Below are 23,247 nucleotides of genomic sequence, written 5' to 3'. Positions count from 1 at the left end.
CGCGCCTACGATTTAAGGGTCAATCGACCGATGCGTTCGCGTCTTGGCTGGCCCGACGTTTGGTCGCGGGTTTGGCCAACTGATCCAATGTCTGTTGGCGTTGCTGCAGCGCCTCCAGCAGCCCGAAGTCCTGAGGGAAATCGTCGACCTGAATGCCGTGATCGGCGTATTCCACATAGCGCGCCAGCAATGCCTCTTCGTCGTCGCTGATCAAATCCAGGGCCCGGGCCTTGACTCGCCATTGGGTAAACGCCGTGCCGGAGATCGGCATCGGTTCAAGCACGCCTTGGCGCGTCGCGCTTTTGAGCCGCGCCTCGATCAACTCCACCTGCGGCAACAGGCGGAACGCCAGCTCGCCATAGGCCAGCTTGTCGACTTCCGGCCGTGGGATATAGGAATTGGCCAGCAGCCGGTCACGACTTTCGCCCGGGGTCTGCACCAGGTCCGCTACTTCGGCCAGCAGGCGATCGGACGGCTTGCGCTGCGGGATGCCAAACGGAAAGCTCAAGCCACGAATCACCCGCGCAGCGGCTTTTGACGGGTAGTTGTCGAGCACTTCCGCCAACGCCTCATGGGCCCGCAACAGCGCGTCCTGGGCCGACCAATGCACCAGCGGCAAATCTGCCTGGGGCCGGCCATCGTCTTCGAAGCGCTTGAGTACGCAAGACAGGATGTAAAGCTGGGACAGTATGTCTCCCAGACGCCCGGTAATACTTTCCTTGCGTTTGAGCGCGCCGCCCAGCACGCCCATGGAAATGTCGGAAATCAACGCCAGTACCACTGACAGGCGATTGGCTTGTCGGTAGTAGGACGCCAGCGCTGGATCAGTCTTACCCGGTACGGAAATCAGCCGTCCGCCTGTCAGTGAATGCACCGCCGCGCGTACGGTGTTGGCCAGCACGAAACTCAGATGACCGAACATAGCACTGTCGAATTCCACCAGCGCCTTGCGTCCGTCGCTGTTGCGCGCCGCTTCCATTTCGCGGAACACATAGGGATGGCAGCGAATCAGGCCCTGGCCGTAAATGATCAGGCAACGGGTCATGATGTTGGCGCCTTCCACCGTAATCGCGATGGGGCTTTGCTGGTAGGCACGGGCGAGAAAGTTGTTGGGCCCCATGCAAATGCCCTTGCCGGCGACGATATCCATGCCGTCGTTGACAATGATCCGCGCCCGCTCGGTGACGTGGTATTTGGCAATCGCCGAAATCACCGAGGGTTGCTCGCCGGCATCCAGGGACGCCACCGAGACTTTGCGCACCGCGTCGCAGGCATACAGGTGCCCGGACATGCGCGCCAACGGGGCCTGCACACCTTCGAACTTGCCGATGGGCAGACCGAACTGCTTACGCATCGCTGCATACGCCGTGGTGCCGCGCACCGCGACTTTGCCCAGGCCGACGTTGGCCGATGGCAGGGAAATCGCACGCCCGGCCGCCAGACATTCCATCAGCATGCGCCAGCCATTACCCACTTGTTCGCGACCACCGATCACCCATTCCAGAGGAATGAACACGTCTTTACCTTGGGTCGGGCCGTTCTGGAATACCGCGTTAAGCGGCCAATGCCGACGACCGCTCTGCACCCCTGGATGGGACGTTGGAATCAGCGCGCAAGTGATACCCAAGGAGCCCGGCTGCCCCAGCAGACCTTCCGGATCCTCGGCACGAAAGGCCAGGCCCAGCACCGTCGCAATAGGCCCGAGGGTGATGTAGCGCTTGTCCCAGGTGACGCTGAAACCCAACACTTCCTGGCCCTCGTGAATGCCTTTGCAGACGATGCCCAGGTCGGGAATCGCCCCCGCATCGGAGCCGGCATAGGGACTGGTCAGGGCAAAGCACGGGATGTCTTCGCCTCGGGCCAGGCGCGGCAAGTAGTAGTTGCGCTGGGCGTCGGTACCGTAATGCAGCAACAGTTCGGCCGGACCCAGGGAGTTGGGCACCATCACCGAAATGGCGGCGGCCGAGCAACGGGTCGACAGCTTCATCACCACTTGCGAATGCGCATAGTGAGAGAAGCCTTTGCCGCCGTATTGCTTGGGAATGATCATCCCCAGGAAACCCGCTTCCTTGGTGTACTGCCACCCTTCAGGCGACATGTCTTGCCAGACCTGGGTGGTTTCCCAGTCGTTGGCGATGTCGCAAAGGGTTTCCACTTCGTTGTCGAGGAATGCCTGTTCTTCGGCACTCAAACGCGCAGGCGCCGCTTGCAACAGGCGCTCCCAACGGGGTTTGCCACTGAACAGCTCGGCATCCCACCACACGGTACCGGACTCGATGGCCGCACGTTCGGTGTCGGACATGGCCGGCATGATGCTGCGAAACAGGCTTAACGCCTTACTGGTCAACAACGCGCGGCGCAACGGCTTGAGCGTCATCAGCAACGCCGGCATCACCACCAGCAATGCGGCGACGCTGATCCCCAGTCCCGCCACCGCGTTGAACAGATAACCACCGGCCAGCCAGACCAGGCCGGCAGCTAACCACAACACAGCAGTGGCTTGTCGATAGGCCAGGGTAATAGCCGCGGCGAGCCCCGCCAATAACCAGATAATCATGGAGACACCTCGACTCAATTCAGGGTACGGCACACAAGCGAGCAGGTCGAAATGACCCGCGACTTAACGCCACACTACAAACTTGAAAAGATAAATTCAAATTATCTTTTGAAATTTTAATTTAATTGTTTACCCAAAAAATTTGCGGCTGAGCAGCTCAGCCGGATTGATCATTCATGGAAATTTGGATGCCTTCTTGTGGCGAGGGCTCGCCGTATCGCCCCCGTAGGGCTAAAACAGCCGCTATTGGGGCTGCTGCGCAGCCCAACGGGGGCGATACGGCGGTCCGGCGAGCCCCCTCGCCACAAGGTTTGCTTATTGCTCCGACTTCAACTCAGAAAGCGTAGGTGGCCGTCAGGCTGAGCACTTCGCCCTTGGCCTCGGACTTGCCATCCAGCGATCCAGCACCCAGGCGATCTACGTTCTTGGTCTTGAGCTTGACGGTTTCCACAAATTGCCGGGAATACGCGCCGTCGATACTCAACCCCGGAATCGCCCGGATGTTGTAGCCAAAACCGAGGGACGCGAAGGTCCGGTCACCATCCGGAATACGCGGGTCACGGGTGGAGTTGCGGGTCGGCGTCTGGTCGAAGGCCACACCGGCGCGCACGGTAAGGTCATCGGTAAGCCGGTAGTCGCCGCCGAATGAGTACATCCAGGTGTTCTTGTAGTTATACGGAATCGACACAATGGTGTTGCCTTCGGACTTCAAGGTCAGCGCCTTGAACGAAGACCATTGGGTCCAGGTGACGCTGGCCCCCAGGCTCAAGCGGTCGGAGAACTGGTGTACCCAGTCCAGCGACGCATTGGCTGGAATGTCCAGTTGCGTTGAAGCGTTGGCACCACCTGGATACAGTTTCAGGCCAGGATAGGCCAACTCGACCAGCGTCTTGCCATCCACCACAGGGGTGGTCATCAGGCCTTCCGATGTCGGGTCGGCGTAGACGTTGTACTTACCCTCCAGCTTGTTCTTGACCTTGGCGTGGTAGTTCAGGCCAATGGTGTCCTGCAACGTCGGCTTCCAAGTCACACCGGCAAACCAGCCCAGCGAGTTATTGTCGACCTTGACCCGCATCAAGGCATGGCCCTGCCCTGCGGGAAACGGAATGTTGCCCAGATCCGGCGACTGCGATGCGGCGGCAAAGAGATCGACGTTCTGGCTTACAAACCCTTTGGTGTGCTGAAGAATCGCACCGGCGCCCACGGAAAACTGGTCATTGACCTTGAACGACAGCGAGCCGGTCAAGCCAACGGTTTCGATTCGCGTGTCCACCGCGAAGTCCCGACCTTTCCAGTCGGAATCCCAAGTGGTACGGGCGCCCATCGGCACCACCTGGCTCAGGCCGAAAGCAAAACGGTCGTTAATCGGGATCACCATGAAGCCGGTCGGTATATAGGCTTCGAAGCCGCCTTGGCCACCGTCACCGGTACGGGGTGTCGAGCTGAGGCCCGTGCTGGGGTCAAAGACCGTGTTGGATGCCGGATTGCCCGCGTAGTCATACGCGGATCCTTTGTATTTGATGTCAATGTTTGCGTAGCTGAGGGTGAACTGCGAAACGGTCTTGTCAATGAACGCCATGGCAGCCGGGTTGTTGAAGGCGGCCGACGGGTCGTTCTTGAACATCGAACCACCGCCGAATGCCCGCCCCCAGCCCGCGGCGTTAGCAGTCGGAGCCATGAAGCCGCCCGCCTGAGCCGAGCCGGTTGTCGCCAGCAGTCCACTCAGCAGTGCCAAGCCGAAGAACACCTGCGCCTGTTGTTTCTTATTATTCATGCTCCACTCCTAATTTTTTTTGTCCGCCACGGTCCGTCGAACCGATGCGGTTTACCTCAACAGGCGCCTCTTGCGAGGCGCCTGCACTTCAGAGGTGATCAGCTCTTTGCTCTACAGACTCGAGGGTTCAAGGAGCGAGGCTCAAACCGGGAGCCTTGACACTCAAGGATTGGACGGCGCAATTGCCGGAAAGCGCCTGGTTAGACGCAGTCAGCATCTTGGTCGCCTGATTCCAGGCTACGGTGATCGTGCCTGCGCCACAGTTGGAGGACGGGAATGCGACCGTCCAGCCCACGTTCTTTACGGTACCTGCGCCGATTCCGGTGCTTGGGGTAAAACTGGTAGCAGTCAATACCCAGCCCGGAGCCGGAATGTTTTTCAGCGTGGGCAAGCCGCACAGACCACCGCCGGTCAAGGCGGCCGAAGTGATGGTGGCAACGCCGCCGGTGACTGTCCCGCCGAAGGTGATGCCGCAGGTAACAGGTGCCCCAAAGGAAGACGGCGACGTCACCACAATGGTGCCCGGGTCAGTGGTGAACGCACCATTCGGAGTAATCGACGCCGCACTGGCCATCGATGCGGCACCAAAGCACATTGCAAAAGAAGTTGCACAAACGAGGGTTTTCAAGCTTTTCATTGTTTTTCCTCACATGTAAGGCGAAATATTTCGCCGGGGTAATGGCCATGATCGAGAGGTCACGGTGAAACTGCGGAACTTCCCTTTCCAGCCAAATCTCAATTCAATTACCACTACAACTTAAATGGCTTATTCGACGACCTTGAACGTCGGCGGCATCTTGATCGACACCGTCTTGATCGTGCAGTCTTCGCCGATCGGCACGTTGGCCGCCTCCAACTTCCCAGTGGCGTTATCCCAGGTGCCTTCCGCCGTGGATGGGCCGCACTTGCCGCCCAGGCCGAAGGCGTGGACATCCACGCTGATGTTCGACATCGAGCCGCTTTTTGTGTCTTTGGCCACCAATACCCAAGGCAGGTTGATGGCCTCGACACGGCTGCACTTGAGGCCTCCATCGAATTCAACGGCGTCGACATTGACGGACGAACCGTCAGGCGCGACTTTTCCGGCGACCTTGATGGTGCAATCGGCACTGATAAGAGCGCCCTTGGAAAAACTGATCGGCCCCTGGGCCGTGAAGGAACTGCCGGCAGGCTCGATACGCGCGGCCTGGGCCTGGTGGTAGGCAATAAGACCCAGTGCGGCGAGCACAATATGGGTGGTGAACTTCGCTGTTTTTTGCATGTGTACGTCCTTCCCTTTATCTTGTTTTTTTTCAGGGGCAAACAATCTTCTTGTCACTTGAGCAGCACTCGATATCGGCAAATCGTGGGCGATAAGGTCCTGCGCGATATAAATCCCGAATAAGCCTTACACTCGTTGATTCACATTAAAACTTACGTGTATTGCCGTACTGCTCAAGTAGCCTGGAGCGCTTTGGCGGATGAATATTGGCCAGTGTTACATCACCCGAATAGTGTTTGAGTACCCGGTGATCCATGCGTCGCCGCCACAAGTAAGGTACATACGCCCAGACAATCATGCTGGCGTAGCCATACGGCAGTTGTGGCGATTCATCAAAGTGGCGCAAGGACTGATAACTGCGCGTGGGGTTGGCGTGATGATCGGAATGGCGCTGCAACTGGAACAGAAAGATATTGGTGACGATCCGGTTGCTGTTCCATGAATGCCGGGGCGAGCACCGCTCATATCGACCGTTGGGCAACTTCTGCCGCTGAAGGCCGTAGTGCTCGACATAGTTCACCACCTCCAACAGGGAAAAGCCGTAGATGCCCTGGATCAACAGAAACGGAATCACCGCCACCCCCAGCCAGGCGATCATCACCCCCCACAACACCACGCTGTACATCCAGGCGCTGAGCACGCCGTTCTTCCAATGCCATACCGGCAGGCCGAGTTTGCGCAGGCGTTCACGCTCCAGGTTCCAGGCCGAGCGCGCGCTGAACCAGACCGAACGCGGCAGGAAGGCCCAGAAACTTTCCCCCAGTCGCGAACTGGCCGGGTCTTCCGGCGTCGCTACGCGTACGTGGTGGCCACGGTTGTGCTCGGTGTAGAAATGTCCGTAGAAGGTCGGTGCCAGGGTAATCTTCGCCAGCACGATCTCCAGCAGACGCGGTTTGTGACCCAGCTCATGGGCGGTGTTGATCGCGATGCCGGTGGCGGCGCCAGTGGACATGGCCATGCCCAGGTAGGTGAACCCACTGACCGCACCGTGCAATTGAGTACGTGAAGTAATGTAGCTGGCGGTCTGTGCAACCCAGCTCGATGGATCGAGGGACGCGGTGAGTTGCAGCAGGCCGCCGCTGATGATCCAGTCTATGCCGCTGACCGCCAGCCAGCCGGTAATCACCAGCGATGAGATGACGAAGAGCACGCCGGTATAGACGATCCAGCGGTAGTACTTCTGCGCTTCCAGACCGTTGACGGCAGACTCCGGCGGGTTGCTGACGTCTTCGCCCAACAGGCCGTCAATCAATGGAATCAAACCGAAGATCACCAGCACGCCGACCCACCACAGTGCTTGCACGCCCGTGGTGATGGCCAGGGTTCCGGACAGTAAAGGCGTGGCCAACGGCATGATGCCAAGCCACCACAGATGACGCTTGCCATCGGTCCATACCTGTGGAGCCGTGAGGGTCTGGTTCATGGCAGCCACCGGGCAGCAGGTGCAACCAGGCTGGCAAATGAAGGGATACGGGCAGTCGACAGGCTTGAACAGCACTGGCAGCTGCTGAAGTTCGGATATGCGATAAAAGGCGTTTTTTTCATTATTTTATTCGCTCTTCGGCATTTCAAAAATCATTTCAAAACAAACATTGAAATATTTTTTTAAATAGATAGCGCGGAATCGATAGGTCGTCAACTACTTTCTCGAGGCCTTTTTTACGTGACTGCTCAGTCTCTTTTTCAGCCGTTCGGTCACGTGTCTAGAGCAGGCCTTACGAAGTCTCGCCCGCGCTGCAAGGACCACGATTATTTGCTCGCCACAACCAAGGTCGGCTGCAGAGCGGCGTCGGCTGGCGCGGGTCCGGCACGCTTGGCGATCTGTTCGACCAGCGCCGCCACACGCTCGACAGCGGTGATCGGCAACATGTGGCCGCGTCCTTCGACCAGTTGCAGCTTCAACCCCGGCACCTTGTCTGCCAGCGCCTGGCCGTGCTTGCGAAAATCCAGGACCTGATCCTGGGCGCCATAGATCAAGCCGATCGGCAGTCGCAACTGTGGATAGCGCTTGACCATGTCGGGCAAGTAATCGTTGACCTGGGAAATTTCGCTGGAGGCCGCATAGAAGTTGTCAGGACGCATCCCCAGCATGCCTCCGCCACGGGTGGCGAAGTCCGCCGGAGCCGGGTCTGGCGCAAACACGCCTTTGACGACCGAAGCGCTGGTCAGCATTCCCAGCGGCGCGGTCAGCGTGTGCGAGACCCAACGGCGCAACCATCCAGGACGCACAGCCAGTGAAAGAAATACCAGCGGCAACATGCGCTGGGGGTGAGTCAGAGGCGCCACCAGGACCAACCCCGAGACCGCGTGCGGATGATCCAGGGCCAGGGCCAGGGAAATCGCCCCGCCCAGGGAGTGCCCCAGTACTAATGGCTGCCCCAGGTCCAGAGTCTGAATAAACCTGGACACTTGCCGTGCCTGGCTTCGCAGGTCGGCCCCGGTGCCTTTATGCCGAGTGGAATAACCCGAGCCGGGCCGGTCGAGGGTGATGACCCGAAAGTGCTCGCGCAATTGCGCGGACAAGGCATATGTCAGGTTGCGACTACTGCCCATCAAGCCGTGGATCATCACCAGCGGCGGGCCCTTGCCCTCTTCTACATAATGAAAGCGCTCGCCATCGACCTCCAAAAAGCGTCCGTTGACGGGTACAGCCGTTTCAATGCGCCGCGTCATCCAGGCGCTCAGGCCCCACAACACTGCGCTGACGCCTGCAAACACACCCACAGCGATAACCCACTCGACAGCCATAGCTCGGTCCTCTGCTTTCCCTGCTGCTGACCGTCCGACCGGAATTGATCAAGACCTCAGCCACCGCCCTCCCCTTGGACCTTAACTGCGTGTGTGAGGTGCGCGTCCGTCGGACAAGTCGCACATCAGCGACAGGTGGGTAGCGTAGGCGATATTTTCAGGTAGATTATTTAAAATCTTTTTTAAAATAATTAATTCATTTTTCCTTTGCAATGGTGTCTTATCTAAAAGCCAAAACAAAAACAGGAGCAAATCCGATGTCACAACCCGTAAGGCGCATGACTGATTCAGTCGATATCGCCATCATCGGTTCCGGTTTCGCCGGTCTGTGCATGGCGATCAAACTCAAGGAAGCCGGGCTGGATGACTTCTTTATCGCCGAACAGGCGGACTCATTGGGCGGCACCTGGCGCGACAATCACTACCCTGGCTGCGCCTGCGATGTGCAGTCCCATGTGTATTCATTTTCCTTCGCGCCCAACCCGCACTGGACCCGGCAATTTGCGCCACAGGCCGAAATTCGCGCCTACCTGGAAGACTGCGCCGAGCGTTACGGATTGGCGCCGTACCTGCACTACGGCATGGGACTCGAGCGAGCGGTGTTCGATGAGCAATCCCAGCGCTGGCAGTTGAGTTTCACCCATGGCCGCCAGGTCAGCGCGCGAGTGTTGGTTTCAGGTATGGGTGGCCTCTCGCGTCCGGCATTGCCGGCAATTCCCGGACTTGAGACTTTCCAGGGCAAGCGCTTCCATTCCCAGCAGTGGGATCATGACTATTCATTGAAAGGCAAGCGCGTAGCGGTGATCGGCACCGGCGCCAGCGCGATTCAATTCGTACCGCGGATCGCCCCGCAGGTGGCGCACCTGGATGTCTTCCAGCGCACCCCACCCTGGATCATGCCCAAGCCGGACCGGCCGATTTCACGCTTCGAGCGTTGGGCCTTCAAGCACCTGCCATTCACCCAACGCATGGTGCGCAGCGCTTTCTACTGGGCCCTGGAAGGTCGCGTGGTGGGCTTTGCCCTGCATCCGCGGCTGATGAAGATGGTGCAGAAAATTGCCCTGCGCCACCTGCACAAACAAGTGGCCCGGCCTTCCCTGCGCAAAGTCCTGACCCCCAACTACACCATCGGCTGCAAGCGTGTATTGATCTCCAACGACTACTACCCCGCGCTGTCGCGCAGCAACGTACAAGTAGTCACTGACAGCGTGTTGCGCATTGAAACTGACGGCGTGATCACCGCCGATGGCATCAAGCACCCTGCCGATTGCCTGATCTTCGGTACCGGTTTCCAAGCCACCGATCCCCTGCCCCGAGGCTGCATTATCGGCCGCGACGGCGTGGACCTCATGGACACCTGGCGCGACGGCGCGCACGCCTACCTGGGCACTACGGTACCGGGCTATCCGAACCTGTTCCTGATCGTCGGTCCGAATACCGGGCTGGGCCACAACTCGATGATTCTGATGATCGAGGCACAAGTCACCTACATCCTCAAGGCCCTGCAACAGATGCGCCGACACCGGATCGACAGTGTGGACGTCAAGCCGGCGGTGGAAAGCGCCTACAACGAGCAGTTGCAGGGCAAGCTCAAGCGCACCATCTGGTCCACCGGGGGCTGCCAGAGCTGGTACCTGGACCCACGCACTGGCAAGAACACCACCTTGTGGCCCGGTTCGACCTGGCGTTTCAAGCAGGTCACGCGTCACTTCGCGCTCAAGGACTACCTGACCACGCCGGCCGCGGTCGACCCGACGCCACAGTTGGTCAATGCGCCCCACATCACCACAGAAGGCAGCCTGTCATGAAGTCATTCAACGGCCGCGTGGCGGCTATTACCGGTGCGGCCTCGGGCATGGGCCGCGCCTTGGCATTGGCCCTGGCGCGAGAAGGTTGCCACCTGGCCCTGGCGGATAAAAACACCTTGGGCCTGGAACAGACGGTGCAACTGGTCGAGCACTCGACCCTGGTCCCGGTGCGTATCACCCGCTGTTCCCTGGATGTCTCCGACCGCCAGGCAATGGGGGATTGGGCCGCCGCCTGCGCGGCCGAGCACGGCCAGGTCAACCTGATTTTCAACAATGCCGGGGTGGCATTGTCGAGTACGGTGGAAGGCGTGGACTACGCCGACCTGGAGTGGATCGTCGGCATCAACTTCTGGGGCGTGGTCCACGGCACCAAGGCATTCCTGCCTTACCTCAAGGCCAGCGGCGACGGGCATGTGATCAACACGTCCAGTGTATTCGGCCTGTTTGCCCAGCCCGGCATGAGCGGTTACAACGCCACCAAGTTCGCCGTGCGCGGTTTTACCGAATCCCTGCGTCAGGAACTGGACATGCAACGCTGCGGCGTCTCGGCCACCTGCGTCCATCCCGGCGGAATTCGCACGGACATCTGTCGCAGCAGCCGGATCGACGCGAACATGACCGGTTTTCTGATCCATAGCGAGCAGCAGGCCCGGGCCGATTTCGAAAAGCTCTTTATCACCGATGCCGATCAGGCGGCCAAGGTGATTCTGCAAGGCGTGCGCAAGAACAAACGTCGCGTGTTGATCGGCCGTGATGCCTACGCCCTGGACCTGCTCGCGCGCTGTATGCCGGCCGCTTATCAAGCGCTGGTGGTATTTGCCAGCAAACGCATGGCGCCGAAAAGACCCAAGGCGCCGGTTTTGGAAACCACCGATGAACAACGTCTCTGAACAGGAGTAGCCCGATGCTGCCCATTCGCCGTGACCTGCGTTTCACCCTGCCCGCCGACCGCATCAAGGACTGGCATGAGCAAGGGCCGTTTATCACGCATTTTTTCAATGCCTTGTCGCTGCTATTTCCACAGGGCGAACTGTTCTTCATGGACAGCGTGCGCCATTACCGCACGTCCATCGAAGATCCCGAACTGAAGAAGCACGTCCAGGGTTTCATTGGCCAGGAAGCCATGCACAGCCGGGAACATGTCGCCTACAACGACCTGCTGCAAGCCGCCGGACTACCGGCCCACACGCTGGACCGTCGACTGAAAACGATCCTCGACCTGCAAAAAAAGCACTTTCCTGCGTCCTTCAACCTCGCAGTGACTATTGCCCTGGAGCATTACACGGCGATGCTCGCGGAAATATTGCTCAGCGACCCGTCACGCTTCGGTGACTCGATCAAGAGCTATCAGCAAATGTGGTACTGGCACGCCCTTGAGGAAACCGAACATAAAGCCGTGGCCTTCGATGTCTGGAACAGCGTGATCAAACCAGGCCCCAAGCGCTATCTGCTACGTACCGGAACCATGCTGTTCACCACGGTATTGTTCTGGCTGGTGGTGTTTGATTTTCACCTGCGCCTGCTGTTCGCGGATCGACGCGCGGGCGGACATCTCAAGGGGTTCTGGCGGATGCTGAAGTTTCTTTACGGGCCCAAGGGGGTCTTCCCGCGCATGGCGCTGCCTTGGTTACATTATTTCAAGCCGGGGTTTCACCCCTGGGATCATGACAATCGGGCACGTCTGGAGGGGATTGCCGGGTTGGTCGAGGAGATCGAACGCAACAATGGACTTGCCGGATAATGCCCAACGGGGGGGGGGGGACGCAATCGCGCTACCCCCCAATGCCTTGCGCCACCTTATGCGCACGTTCACGGACAAAGCCTTCCAGCGCATGTCCCGGCAAGGCCTTGCTGAAATACCATCCCTGGATAATCAATTCCGCCTCCGACTGCAAAAAGGCCAGTTGTTCGGCGGTCTCGACACCTTCCACCACGACGCCGAGGTTGAGTGCCTCACAAAATCGCAGCATCCCGGTCAGCACCTGCGCGCCCTTGGGGTCATGCTGGGCCACCACAAAACTGCGATCGATCTTGATGAAGTCCACCGGAAACTGGTGCAAGTAGCTCAGCGCCGAAAACCCCGTGCCAAAGTCATCGATGTAGACCTTGGCGCCGATGCCTTGCAGCTTTTCGATCATCTGCCGCGTGACCTGAATGTCCCCCACCAACGCATCTTCGGTGATTTCCACTGATACCTGGCCATGGGCCTGGGACAGAATCTCGACCAGCCGCTCGCCATAGGCCGGCGTGGTCAGGGTAGCGCTGGAAATATTGATGGTCATCGGCAACGAAAAACCGACCTTTTGCCACTTCTGGTACTGACGTACCGCCTGGGACGCCACCCATACGTCAACATCCGGCATCAACCTAGCCTGGGCCAGCCATTGCAGGAACTCCCATGGCGAGTGCACCGTACCTTCGCTGTCACGGGCACGCATCAATGCTTCGCAACCCGTACACAAGCCGGTCAAGGTGGATACTTGAGGCTGAAACTCGAGGTAAAACTCATAGTCGCTGATCTGCTGGATCCGACTCAGTGCGTTGGCCTGACGAGCCAGGACCTTATGGGAAGTCAGTACCGGGTCCAGCTCCAGCAGGCGCCCCTTTTCTTCCAGGCCGCGAAAGGTCATGTCGAAAGACTTGAGGTACACCGTACCGCCCTCCGTGGCTTGCCGATGGATGGCCCGAACGTAGGGGATATAAATCAGCATGCCTACGCCCAACAGGACCAGTTGCAATACCACCGCGGCCCAATCGCCGTGGGTGCTCAAATAGGCATTGAGCAGGACCGGCGCGGTAAACGGCACGCTGACCACGGCCGGCGAAACCCAACCTGACTGCACCACGATCAAGGCGAGCAGCGAGTTGCAAACCGGGACCAACAAGAAGGGTATGAACAGCCGTGGATTGAGGATGATCGGCAAGCCGAATAACAGCACCTCACTGACGTTGAACAACGACAACGGCAAGCTCGCCATCGCCAGCAAACGCATCGACTGGCTTTTGGACACCAGCAGGATCGCCAGCAGTAGACACAGCGAGCTGCCGGCGCCGCCAATAAACGCGAAACACCCCAGCAAGCCGTTGTTCAGGATGTATTTGATCGGCTCGCCGGCCGCGAGGGCCGCGCTATTGAGGGTTACGGCATGATCCAGCACATCGAACAGCGGCTGGATCGCGTACACGCCGTGAATGCCAAAAAACCACAACAGCGAATTGATCGCCGTGACAAACATCCCGCTGCCAAAGGGCGTCTCCAGCGCGTCGAGCACGACAGGTCCCTGAAGTTGCGTCACCTGGGGAATCTGCAACAGTAATGACAACACCGCCACCAACAGCAAGGCCGTGATTGCCCCCGGCACGACCATGTTGATCGTGCCCTTCAGGTTATGTACCACCAGGTCTTCATTGATCAGTCGCGTCCAGCGTTGCCGGTGCAACCAGGCAATCGCGGGGACGACGAGCAGTGGCGATGCGATCGCGATAAACAACACAAAGGTCGCCGATGCACGGGGGTAGTCCCGTAGCACAAAGAGTGCGGTGACCACATGCGCCAGGCACAGAAACGCCACGGGCAACTGCGGCAGGCGGTGCTGGATCGCCAGCATATAGCCGATCGACGCCGCGACCAGCAACGGAACCACTGAACTGATTTCGCCGTGCAACCCCGCCAGGAGCGCCACGACCTGCGGATCCCCCCCGAGCATCCGGGCGCACTCGGAAAGGATCAGGAACCCGGCCGACACCAGCAGACACGGCAAAATCCACAACAACCCCTCGCGGATAGCCCGTAGCGACTCAGTACTCGCCAACGCCGCCAAACGCTGGGTGAAGAACAGTTTGAACAGCGTTTGCGCCATGGCTTATCCCTCAGCCGTAGGGGGTTCAGGGCTTGCGAATACGGGTGAAAACAAGGCTTGGGCCATTGTGCTTGACCGTTGGTCAACGCTACACGTCATGGCACCGGAAGGGGAAGGGATTTACTCACATGACTGGCGATTACGCAGGGTTTCTTCATCTGTCTTGATCTGGAGCGCCAGCAATGGCACAAATCTTGGTGTAATCTTGCCAAATATTACAAACAGGCCGTCCAGGCATCAGATCGATCCTGGCGGTTTTTATGAACCCGTCATAATCCAGTCAGGTCATAGGCTTACACACTGACAGGCCGGCATCGAAATGAGTCGAGTCGGGCAATCCAAGGATATCTATTGAACATGCAAGGCAGGCTTTCAAATCGCGCACGACCTTTGTTTTTAACCGCAGTGCTGTGGCTGTGTGGAGTAGCGGTACTGTTTCTGGTCAAGGCCGCCATCGAGTCAGTGGAGGGTCCCATCAACAAGACCTGGATTGATTTGGCTCTGGTGCTCACGGCTTACCTGTTTTTTTTCCTGCTTGATCCGCTGCAAAACCGGGTTTCAAACCTGTTGCGCAAGCGCGCCAGGCGCAAAAGCCGTTCGCGCCAAACGTCGCTCTGAAGCGTGATCAGCGTTTCATCCTGGAGTACGGCCTTGTCTGAACCTGGCGAAAACCACCAGCTAGCCCTGGATATTTTCCTCGAACAGCGCCCGGCGTTGCGCGCCGAACTGGATACGCTGAACCCGTTGGCGGCACAAGCCAAGAAAGAATCCATGGCGCAGTACCGCGCCGAGCGCCTGCATGAAGCTTTTGAAGCGGAAGCCGAACGCCTCGGCCTATTTGCCTGGGAACTGACCTTGCAACTGGTTGCCCGCTCGCCCGAGGACTTCGAGGCGCGACGCCTTGAAGTCCACAAGGAAGTCGCCCAGATGGCCGGCCTCAGTTGGGAAGCGTACTGCCAACTCCACGGACTCGCTGACTGACTGGCGTCAAACCATCGCCAGCGGATGCTTGCGCTTTGGCGCGCCGAACACCCGATCAATGGCGTCCAGATCATGCGCGTCGAGAACAAGTTTGGCCGCGGCGGCGTTAAGCCGAACGTGCTCGGGCGTTACCGCCTTGGGAATCGCGATGACACCCGGCTGGCGCAACACCCAGGCCAGGCACACCTGGGCCGGTGTCACAGCGTGACGGAGGGCAATTTGCCTGAGGGTCGGGCTGGACAGCACATCACCGCCCTGAGCAATCGGGCAGTAAGCCATCAACGGCAGGTTATGTTGTTGCCACCACGGCAACAGGTCGAATTCAATCCCTCGCTCCTGGATGTTGTACAGCACCTGATTGGTCGCGCAGGCCGGTGACGCCAGTTCCTGAAGATCCGCCACATCGAAATTGGACACGCCCCAGCGACCGATCTTGCCGGCTTCACGCAGACGCTCGAACGCCTCCACAGTTTCTTCGAGGGGGTATTGCCCACGCCAATGCAGGAGATACAAGTCGATATAATCGGTGCCCAGCCGCCGAAGGCTGGCCTCGCACGCCCGGGGAACACCTTGATGGCTGGCGTTATGCGGATAAACCTTGCTGACTAGAAACACCCGTTCCCGTCGCCCGTGTATCGCCTCGCCGACCACCTCTTCAGCACCGCCCTCGCCGTACATTTCCGCCGTATCGATCAAGCTCATGCCTTCGTCGATGCCCAGTTGCAGTGCCGCGACCTCCGCGCTTCGCTGCCCGGGGTTTTCCCCCATGCGCCAGGTGCCCTGGCCGATGACAGGAACCGGGGTGCCCGCCAGATCAATGGTGCGCATGCCAACCTCCAAATGAGTGTGCGATCTCATAGTGTGGCATTCACCAGGCAAAAGGGTTCAATGGAAAGGCCTGGCCAATTCGCGGCCTCAAGGCGGCTAGAGGGCTTGATAAAATGATGATGGGGGACGTTGGCGGGAACATTGGGTGCAGGAGCGAGCGACCCCGCTCCCACACCGGACTCGGTATAGCCTTAGAAGGCGAGACCTACCTTGAAGCCATATTCGTCACGCTTGAGCTTGGTGTTGTCGGCGACCGCCGAATCACCATCCAGCTTGTATTCCGTGCGGGTATAGTACAGACCGGCCATGACCGGCAGGTCGCCGTTCTGGTTCATCAGCAGGCTGACTTCCGCGTACGGGTTGGTGCGGTCCTTGAGGTCCACGGTATCGCTGCCGATGCCATCGACCTTGAGCCGGGCGCGTCCGTCGAGGGTGTGACGGGCGCCGACTTCCACGCGCATGGTCATGTCATCGAACTGGTGGTTGTAACCCACGGCAGCCTTCGCAAACGGTGATTTGTTGGTGAGCTTCATGTCGTAGTCGCCGGATTCCGGCTCGTAGCGAGTCCAGCTGTAACCGCCGCCCACCAGCACGTCGACGAAGTTGCGCGCATCCAGCGCGGCACGCCAGCCCAGATCGAGGTCGGCCTGGCCTTCCTTGAGCTTGTTGTCGCTTTTCTTGCCGAATTTGGCCTCGACCCCGGCCTGATAGATAAACCCGGACTCAGCGGTGAGCTTGTTGCCAAAGTTATAGAACAGGCCGGCTTCAGGCATGTGCTCCTTGTCACTTTCGCTGCCGCCTTCAAGCTTGAAGTCGTTGTAGGCCCCCAAGATACCGAAAGTCGAAATCGGGGCGGTGGACGGGGCGGCAAACACGACGCCAGGCACGGTGACCAATGCCAGGACCGACGAACCTTTCAGCAGCTTTGCGAATAGCTTGGACATCGTTTACATCTCCTTGTCTGAGCAAATTATTCAGGAATCGCTTCGAACCCCCGAGCAAACCAAAGGTTCGATTTAATTTGCGACAATTTTGAGATAAAACGGTTCAGGCAAGGCTCTAGGTCAAGGGTCTTGATTGATCAAACGGCGGGAGCAGCCAGCATTTCCATCAGCCTGGGCCGCAAGTGTGGGTCCGCGGGCAAACGCAACCCGAAGCTGTTTTCCAGCAGCGCGAGCAACTCATCCACCGCGTGGATGGAGCGCTTTTCGCTGTCCCGGTCCAGATAATGCACGGCGTAATGACCGTTGTTTAAAGTACGGCGCAGGCCGGGGCCGATCAGCGCGACTTTCAATTGCCCGAGAAACGGTGATTGGGGATGGGTGCAGACGTACCAGTTGCCGATTTCGTAATCGAAGTGCGACTGCGCCTGCAGATCGAACACATAAAGCCCACGCCATTCTCCGCCAACCTCGGCCCATAAGGTGTAGCTGCCCTCCTCCGCGGTCAGGCGATAGCGTTCATGCGGCGTGGCCTGGGGCGCCTCGGTGTCCACCCGCAACGGACAGGTGGGCACCATTCCACCAAAGCCAACGTCAGTGATGTAGCGCACACCGTCCAGTGTCACCAGGCTGAGGCGATGGGTGCGCGGCGTGAGCGCATCGGGCGGACCGCCCATCACTACCCGGCCAGTGATGCCGCGCGCCTCGAAGCCCAACATCTGCAGCAACGCCAGGAACATCTGGTTCAATTCGTAGCAATAACCACCGCGGCCGTCCAACAGGATCTTTTGCTCAACGCTGGGCAAATCGATGGGCACTGGCGCACGCAGCAGACTCGAGAGGGTTTCAAAGGCGAAGCTGCTGACATGACGCAACTGCAGCTGCGCCAGGGTTTGCAGGGTCGGCGGCGGCGGCGTGGCATAACCCAGGCGTTCCAGGTACAGACGGCTGTGGGTCAAACGTGGCGAATCCTCGGGCATGGCTCGTTCCTTGGCGCTGGGCAAAAGCCATACTAATACTCGGAACCACGTCAGTTGCCAATTGTGATCTGCATCAATCACCCCGCGTTTTCGCCGCAAACTTTCTGAACCTTTCTGAACCGTATTGAATCCATTCCATATCAACACAGGGAGTCGATATGAGTACCGCAACGATCTACACCATCCACTACCGGCTGCATGGCGAAGTGAAATCCTTCGTGGTACGCGCGGAGGTGATGAATAACGCTGAAGCCTGGCACTGGGCCAGCTGTGACGCAGGGGTTGCCCATGTCGGCCGTATCGGCCGGCCCGGCCATGAACGCACCAAGAAAACCACGCGGCCATGGGCGGAAAAATACGGCATCACCGACGTAACCTGGGTCGCGCCCAAGCGATTTGGCGAGTGAGTGAAGCCCGCAGGGCGCTTGTTTCAAAGGCCCTGCGGGACATTTCCATCAAGGTTTCAAATCACCCAACGGATCATAAGCCGGCTGTCTGGCAGGCTTTTCCTTGTTTTCTTTATCCAGCGGCGCAATTGCCGGGCCTACGGGATCGACTTGCGGGTCGGCCAGATCCGGCGAGTCCGGGTCGAAACCCAATTCGTCACCATCAGTGGCATGTTCCGACGAATGCGGACCATCAGGCTTTTTAGAATGCTCAGTCACAATAACCTCCTGTACTCGCCGCTTTATAGCGGACGGGCTTCATCGTGCAGGTGTTCCAGATGCTCTTCCACCTGCTCTTCTTCTTGCTCACGCCTGACCGGGTCGTTAGGGCGGTTGGCGTCGTTATCACGCTCCACCTCGCCCGGCATGATCGGTTCATCAGGGTTTTCGGGGCCGGGTTGCTGCTGATACCGGGTCATGGTCCACCTCACTTGAATTTCGTTGCCTACAGGACTTAGAGAAAACCCTGGCGGCCATCGTTCAAACTGAATGCCGGGCGGACGCCTTGAGCGACTTTGTCACTACGGCTGCAAAGCATGAGAAGATGCCGCGTCGCTCAATGCCCTTACTTCCCTCATGGAGACTGCAGCCCGGATGTTCGAGATCAAACCTTGCGACCCGCAAACCTATCGCCAACAGACCCGGCGCAGCACGCTGATCGTCGCGGTGATATTTGTCGCCCTGGCAATGCTGCTATCAACCTTGGCGGTGAGGTTGTTTGGCGAACCCGGCGGCGATAATTTTCGCTTCAACGTCGCGGGTGTGCTGGCCGGCGTGGTGCTGACCGTGATGCTGGTGCGCGGCCCTTTCTGGTCCCAGGCCTGGCTGGCGCCGGCGGTGTATGGCTGGCAGCTCAAGCGCAACCTGATGCGCGTGACCAATGTCATGCACCAGGTCAAGGAACAGGTGCAGGCCAACGACCCGGCGGCGATGAAACTGCTGCGCTTCTATCACTTGGGTCTGACGCAAATGCATGAGTTGGATGCCAACTCCAGTGCCCAGGCGCAACTGGTACGGGAAATGGATGAGCACCAGACCAGGATGCAAGCACTGGGGATCAAACTCGAGCAGTCACGCCTGGACCCGGCGTGGCTGCAGGCGCTGAAAAACCCTTGAGAATCGGCGGGACGGACAGCCGCGATGAGTCCGTGGGCTCATCGCGGCGCTGGCACGGCGCACGGGTTCAACCGGCCAGCACGGCACTCAAGTCCAGGCGCCCATCCCGGAGCGGCGGACACCAATAATAGCCGCCCGTCAGCGGCGTGCTGATGCGGTACAGGCCATCGACAATGCCGTCTTCCAGGCCACTCATGCGCCGCAGCTGAGCCTCAAAGGCATCGAAGGAATGCCCGAACGCGAGGAACATCAACCCCGCCTGACCATTTTCCGCCCAAGGCATGGAGCGGCGTACGACAAACGCTTCGGGAGTGAAGCTTTCCTGGGCGGTACGCTTGACGTGCGCGTACTCCGGCGCGTCGTCCAGTTCTTCGTTGTCGCCATGGCGACGACCGATGATATGGTCGCGCTCCTCGGCCGGCAACGCGGCGAACCCATCCAGGTCATGTTGCCATTGCTGGATCGCGGCAAAACTGGCACCGCTTGCACCCACCGCGGCTTCGACGGCCGCATCGTCATGGGGGTTTTCGGTGCCGTCTTCGTAATCGGTCAGGTCGAAACCGCTCTTGTAGCGGAAGCCTTCGGTCATCTGCACCAGGCGAAACGCTGGCGCCAAGGTTTTTTCAAAGGCTCGGCTGCGTAGCAGCAACTCACCCCGATCCTCGCCATGCAACCAGCACCACAGCGCGTGCTGGGTCGATGGATTGTCGGCCCCCGGACCGCTGACGTGCGGAAAGCTGCGCAGCCCCTCGATCTGCGCGCCAAGCGCGTTGACCAGTGGCTCGCCGAGCCCTACCACCACAGCCGAGTCGACCAACTGCAAGAACGCATCGAGTGCCGCGGGTACGGCTTCAATCGACTCGACGGCAAAAAACAGATGGCGTGCCTGCAAAGGCACCGGTGCGGCAAGAATGCCCGGCTGGTACTGACTCATGTGAACTCCTTCAAGTAAGCCCGCCAGTTTACCCGGCGCACGCCGCTGTGCGTAGGGGATAACGCGTAAGCCTTGCAACAGAGCCTTCAGATAGGGGAATCTCTAAGCCACGCTGTGCAACCACTCCAGGGGTAGCGACATGACCACCGATCACTTGCTTGCCAATCTGTTTCCCCGTGCCAACGATATTCCCGAGCAGTTCCGGCTTCCGGCCCCGATCGAACAACGTGACTATTTGGTGGACGGCCAGTTGCGCACGTGGGATGGCCCCTTGGCCCAGGTGCGCAGCCCGGTGCACGTGAGTGGGCCCGAGGGCGATACGCCGGTGATCATCGGCAGCACCCCGCTGCTGGATGCCGAGACCGCCTTGACCGCCCTCGACGCCGCCGTGCGCGCGTACGACCGCGGCCAGGGCGTCTGGCCAACCTTGCGCGTGGTTGAACGCATCCAGCACGTCGAAGCCTTTTTGCGGCGCATGCGCGAGCAGCGCGACGCCGTGGTGAAACTGCTGATGTGGGAAATCGGCAAAAACCTCAAGGATTCGCAGAAAGAGTTCGACCGCACCTGCGATTACATCACTGACACCATCAATGCCCTCAAGGAGCTGGACCGCCGCTCCAGCCGCTTCGAACTGGAGCAGGACACCCTCGGGCAAATCCGCCGCGTGCCGTTGGGCGTGGCGTTGTGCATGGGCCCTTACAACTATCCGCTGAATGAAACCTTCACCACGCTGATTCCGGCGCTGATCATGGGCAACACCGTGGTCTTCAAACCGGCCAAGCTCGGCGTGCTGTTGATCCGGCCGTTGCTGGAGGCGTTTCGCGACAGCTTCCCGGCCGGAGTGATCAACGTGATTTATGGCAGCGGGCGAGAAACCGTCAGCGCGCTGATGGCCAGCGGCAAGATCGATATCTTTGCGTTTATCGGCACCAACAAGGCCGCCAGCGACTTGAAAAAGCTGCACCCGCGCCCTCACCGCCTGCGCGCCGCCCTGGGACTGGATGCGAAAAATCCGGGAATTGTGTTGCCCGAGGTTGACCTGGACAACGCGGTCAATGAGGCGGTTACCGGTGCCCTGTCGTTCAACGGCCAGCGCTGCACGGCGTTGAAAATCCTTTTCGTGCATGAGGCTGTAGTCGACAGTTTTATCGAAAAATTCAACCACAAGCTGGCGACACTCAAGCCCGGCATGCCTTGGGAAGATGGCGTGTCCCTGACCCCCTTGCCGGAGCCCGGCAAGGTCGACTACCTGCATGCCCTGGTGGCCGACGCCGAAACCCACGGCGCCCATGTAGTGAATCGCGACGGCGGGATCAGTCGCGGTTCGTTTTTCTACCCGGCGGTGCTGTACCCGGTGAACCCGCAGATGCGCGTCTACCATGAAGAACAGTTCGGCCCGGTGGTGCCTATCGTGCCCTACCGCGAACTGGAGACGGTGATCGACTACGTCCTGGAATCGGACTTCGGCCAACAGTTGAGTCTCTTCGGCACCGATCCCGCGCAAATCGGCAAGCTGGTGGACACCTTCGCCAATCAGGTCGGCCGGATCAATATCAACGCCCAATGCCAGCGCGGGCCGGACACGTTCCCGTTCAACGGGCGCAAGAACTCGGCCGAAGGCACGTTGTCGGTGCATGATGCGCTGCGGGTGTTTTCGATCCGCACGCTGGTGGCAACCAAGTTCCAGGAGCCTAACAAGGACTTGATCAGCGATATCATTCGCGATCGGGCCTCGAGCTTTTTGACCACGGACTATATTTTCTGAAATGACACCCACCCTAGGAGCAGGCTTGCTCGCGAACTGGCGTCACCGGCAGCGCGTGTTATCTGGATAAACGCAGTGTCCTTGAGGTTTTCGCGAGCAAGCTCGTTCCTACGGTGGGCTGGGGACGTCTTGACCAATGAAGTTTCTTCCCGCTGTACGCCTGCACCCGTTTGCCCGGCGCTTGCTGCGTCCGCTACTCGACCCCTATCGCCGCTATCGTCACGCCAAGTTGATCCATGCGATCCGCGTGTCCATTGGCTTGCTGGCAACCATCCTGCTGACCACCGGCCTTAATTTGCCCCACGGCGAATGGGCCTCGGTGACGATGCTGGTGGTGATCGGCGGTTTGCAGCACCACGGCAATATCGGCAAGAAAGCCGTCGAACGCGCTTATGGCACGCTGATCGGTGCCAGCGTCGGTTTGCTGCTGGTCGCCCAACAGGCCTACCTGGGCTTGCCGCTGCTGACCTATCTGTTGATGTCCGTGGTGTGCGGGTTCTTTTCCTATCACGCCATCGGCAAAGGCGGGTACACCGCGCTACTGTCAGGCATCACCGTATTTATCGTCGCCGGGCATGGTGAGAATCCACTGTCCGATGGTTTGTGGCGCACCGTCGACATTCTGATCGGCATCGCCCTGGCCCTGGCGTTCTCCTTCGCCCTGCCGCTGTATGCCGTGTATTCCTGGCGTTACAACCTGGCCAGCGCGCTACGCGATTGCGCGACGCTCTACAGCCGGACGATCAATGGCCAGTCGATGACCGACGATGAACACCTCAAGCTGCTCAACCGCTTGAATGCGGTCATGCTGCAACTGCGTTCATTGATGCCATCGGTGTCCAAGGAAGTACGGATGTCCATGACCGAACTGGATTCGATCCAGCGCCACTTGCGGATGTGCATCAGCACCCTGGAGATTCTCGGCAATACGCGTCCTGATCCACGGGACGCACAGGCCATGGCGCGGATGCAGCTGGCACTCAAGGCTGAGCATCGGCAGATCCGGGTGCAGTTGATTGGCATGGCAAGGGCCCTGAAATCGGGTGCGACCCAGCGTCTTGAACGCCTCAGCGGCACGCCGACGGCCGAGGCGGGCTTGGCGGTTCCAGTCCACAATGCCTCGGACGGTTATCGATTGCTGACCCTGCAATTGGCGGCGAACATCGATGGCATGCGTCAGCGGCTGGTGAAAACGTCCAGGCACTGGAAGATTTAGGGACACCGGCGGTGTAAAAAAAACCGGGCAGC

General features: G+C 59.3%; 22 protein-coding genes. 9 read left to right on the top strand and 13 right to left on the bottom strand.

Annotated features, from left to right (window positions below):
- Window positions 1-19 precede the first annotated feature (19 nt).
- From AC6CIA_RS22870 to AC6CIA_RS22845, 6 genes are all read right to left on the bottom strand, one after another.
- Entirely contained in the window at window positions 20-2,557 is a 2,538-nt protein-coding gene (locus AC6CIA_RS22870) for an acyl-CoA dehydrogenase (protein ID WP_498315355.1), read from the bottom strand.
- Window positions 2,558-2,891: 334 nt separating this feature from the next.
- Window positions 2,892-4,331, bottom strand: a complete 1,440-nt coding sequence (locus AC6CIA_RS22865; RefSeq protein WP_498315353.1) for an outer membrane protein transport protein — start codon at window positions 4,329-4,331, stop codon at window positions 2,892-2,894.
- Between the two features lie 127 nt (window positions 4,332-4,458).
- Complete coding sequence (praB, locus tag AC6CIA_RS22860; protein WP_498315351.1) at window positions 4,459-4,968, bottom strand: alkane oxidation protein activator PraB; 510 nt, start codon at window positions 4,966-4,968, stop codon at window positions 4,459-4,461.
- Between the two features lie 129 nt (window positions 4,969-5,097).
- Complete coding sequence (gene praA / locus AC6CIA_RS22855) at window positions 5,098-5,592, bottom strand: alkane oxidation protein activator PraA (RefSeq protein ID WP_339533144.1); 495 nt, start codon at window positions 5,590-5,592, stop codon at window positions 5,098-5,100.
- A 145-nt stretch (window positions 5,593-5,737) separates the two neighbouring features.
- The gene (locus AC6CIA_RS22850; protein WP_498315349.1) at window positions 5,738-7,015 is read right to left on the bottom strand and encodes an alkane 1-monooxygenase; all 1,278 of its coding nucleotides are present in this window, start codon (window positions 7,013-7,015) and stop codon (window positions 5,738-5,740) included.
- A gap of 326 nt (window positions 7,016-7,341) precedes the next feature.
- Window positions 7,342-8,340 carry an alpha/beta fold hydrolase gene (locus tag AC6CIA_RS22845; protein WP_498315347.1) on the bottom strand — a complete coding sequence of 333 codons (999 nt, stop codon included), beginning with the start codon at window positions 8,338-8,340 and terminating at the stop codon, window positions 7,342-7,344.
- A gap of 257 nt (window positions 8,341-8,597) precedes the next feature.
- Here AC6CIA_RS22845 and AC6CIA_RS22840 point away from each other — a divergent pair, with 257 nt between their 5' ends.
- From AC6CIA_RS22840 to AC6CIA_RS22830, 3 genes are read left to right on the top strand one after another with little or no spacing between them, the layout of a single operon-like run.
- Window positions 8,598-10,148, top strand: a complete 1,551-nt coding sequence (locus AC6CIA_RS22840) for a flavin-containing monooxygenase (RefSeq protein WP_498315345.1) — start codon at window positions 8,598-8,600, stop codon at window positions 10,146-10,148.
- On the top strand, window positions 10,145-11,038 hold the full coding sequence (locus AC6CIA_RS22835) for an SDR family NAD(P)-dependent oxidoreductase (protein ID WP_498315343.1): 894 nt from the start codon (window positions 10,145-10,147) through the stop codon (window positions 11,036-11,038). Before AC6CIA_RS22840 ends, AC6CIA_RS22835 begins: the two co-directional genes overlap by 4 nt.
- 14 nt (window positions 11,039-11,052) lie before the next feature.
- Window positions 11,053-11,889 carry a metal-dependent hydrolase gene (locus AC6CIA_RS22830; RefSeq protein ID WP_498315341.1) on the top strand — a complete coding sequence of 279 codons (837 nt, stop codon included), beginning with the start codon at window positions 11,053-11,055 and terminating at the stop codon, window positions 11,887-11,889.
- 31 nt (window positions 11,890-11,920) lie between these two features.
- Here the strand turns inward: AC6CIA_RS22830 and AC6CIA_RS22825 are convergent, their stop codons facing one another.
- The gene (locus AC6CIA_RS22825; protein WP_498315339.1) at window positions 11,921-14,008 is read right to left on the bottom strand and encodes an EAL domain-containing protein; all 2,088 of its coding nucleotides are present in this window, start codon (window positions 14,006-14,008) and stop codon (window positions 11,921-11,923) included.
- Between the two features lie 390 nt (window positions 14,009-14,398).
- Here AC6CIA_RS22825 and AC6CIA_RS22820 point away from each other — a divergent pair, with 390 nt between their 5' ends.
- The gene (locus AC6CIA_RS22820) at window positions 14,399-14,626 is read left to right on the top strand and encodes a hypothetical protein (protein ID WP_498315337.1); all 228 of its coding nucleotides are present in this window, start codon (window positions 14,399-14,401) and stop codon (window positions 14,624-14,626) included.
- 33 nt (window positions 14,627-14,659) lie between these two features.
- Complete coding sequence (locus tag AC6CIA_RS22815; RefSeq protein WP_498315335.1) at window positions 14,660-14,989, top strand: DUF6388 family protein; 330 nt, start codon at window positions 14,660-14,662, stop codon at window positions 14,987-14,989.
- Between the two features lie 6 nt (window positions 14,990-14,995).
- On the opposite strand, the gene AC6CIA_RS22810 is transcribed toward AC6CIA_RS22815, so the two are convergent.
- From AC6CIA_RS22810 to AC6CIA_RS22800, 3 genes are all read right to left on the bottom strand, one after another.
- On the bottom strand, window positions 14,996-15,817 hold the full coding sequence (locus AC6CIA_RS22810) for an aldo/keto reductase (protein WP_498315333.1): 822 nt from the start codon (window positions 15,815-15,817) through the stop codon (window positions 14,996-14,998).
- 191 nt (window positions 15,818-16,008) lie between these two features.
- Window positions 16,009-16,761: an outer membrane beta-barrel protein gene (locus AC6CIA_RS22805; RefSeq protein ID WP_498315331.1), complete on the bottom strand. Its 753-nt coding sequence runs from the start codon at window positions 16,759-16,761 to the stop codon at window positions 16,009-16,011.
- Window positions 16,762-16,898: 137 nt separating this feature from the next.
- Window positions 16,899-17,738, bottom strand: coding sequence for an arylamine N-acetyltransferase family protein (locus AC6CIA_RS22800; protein ID WP_498315329.1), 840 nt, complete (start codon window positions 17,736-17,738; stop codon window positions 16,899-16,901).
- Window positions 17,739-17,896: 158 nt separating this feature from the next.
- On the opposite strand from AC6CIA_RS22800, the gene AC6CIA_RS22795 reads away from it, so the two are divergent.
- The gene (locus AC6CIA_RS22795) at window positions 17,897-18,145 is read left to right on the top strand and encodes a DUF6555 family protein (RefSeq protein ID WP_084380245.1); all 249 of its coding nucleotides are present in this window, start codon (window positions 17,897-17,899) and stop codon (window positions 18,143-18,145) included.
- Window positions 18,146-18,193: 48 nt separating this feature from the next.
- Here AC6CIA_RS22795 and AC6CIA_RS22790 read toward each other — a convergent pair whose 3' ends face one another.
- On the bottom strand, window positions 18,194-18,403 hold the full coding sequence (locus tag AC6CIA_RS22790; RefSeq protein ID WP_498315327.1) for a DUF6021 family protein: 210 nt from the start codon (window positions 18,401-18,403) through the stop codon (window positions 18,194-18,196).
- 23 nt (window positions 18,404-18,426) lie between these two features.
- On the bottom strand, window positions 18,427-18,603 hold the full coding sequence (locus AC6CIA_RS22785) for a hypothetical protein (RefSeq protein WP_498315325.1): 177 nt from the start codon (window positions 18,601-18,603) through the stop codon (window positions 18,427-18,429).
- A 175-nt stretch (window positions 18,604-18,778) separates the two neighbouring features.
- Here AC6CIA_RS22785 and AC6CIA_RS22780 point away from each other — a divergent pair, with 175 nt between their 5' ends.
- Window positions 18,779-19,300 (top strand): DUF3087 domain-containing protein, encoded by a 522-nt coding sequence (locus AC6CIA_RS22780; protein ID WP_498315323.1) that lies wholly within the window; start codon window positions 18,779-18,781, stop codon window positions 19,298-19,300.
- Between the two features lie 67 nt (window positions 19,301-19,367).
- Here AC6CIA_RS22780 and AC6CIA_RS22775 read toward each other — a convergent pair whose 3' ends face one another.
- Window positions 19,368-20,234 carry a Dyp-type peroxidase gene (locus tag AC6CIA_RS22775; protein ID WP_498315321.1) on the bottom strand — a complete coding sequence of 289 codons (867 nt, stop codon included), beginning with the start codon at window positions 20,232-20,234 and terminating at the stop codon, window positions 19,368-19,370.
- 139 nt (window positions 20,235-20,373) lie between these two features.
- Between AC6CIA_RS22775 and AC6CIA_RS22770 the strand changes: the two genes are divergently transcribed.
- Both AC6CIA_RS22770 and AC6CIA_RS22765 read left to right on the top strand, forming a co-directional pair.
- Complete coding sequence (locus AC6CIA_RS22770; RefSeq protein WP_498315319.1) at window positions 20,374-21,999, top strand: NADP-dependent glyceraldehyde-3-phosphate dehydrogenase; 1,626 nt, start codon at window positions 20,374-20,376, stop codon at window positions 21,997-21,999.
- Window positions 22,000-22,135: 136 nt separating this feature from the next.
- Complete coding sequence (locus tag AC6CIA_RS22765) at window positions 22,136-23,215, top strand: FUSC family protein (protein ID WP_498315317.1); 1,080 nt, start codon at window positions 22,136-22,138, stop codon at window positions 23,213-23,215.
- The last annotated feature ends 32 nt before the right edge of the window (window positions 23,216-23,247 follow it).

The organism is Pseudomonas sp. GQ91 (assembly GCF_059758795.1).
This window is presented reverse-complemented; position numbering and strand designations above follow the sequence as displayed.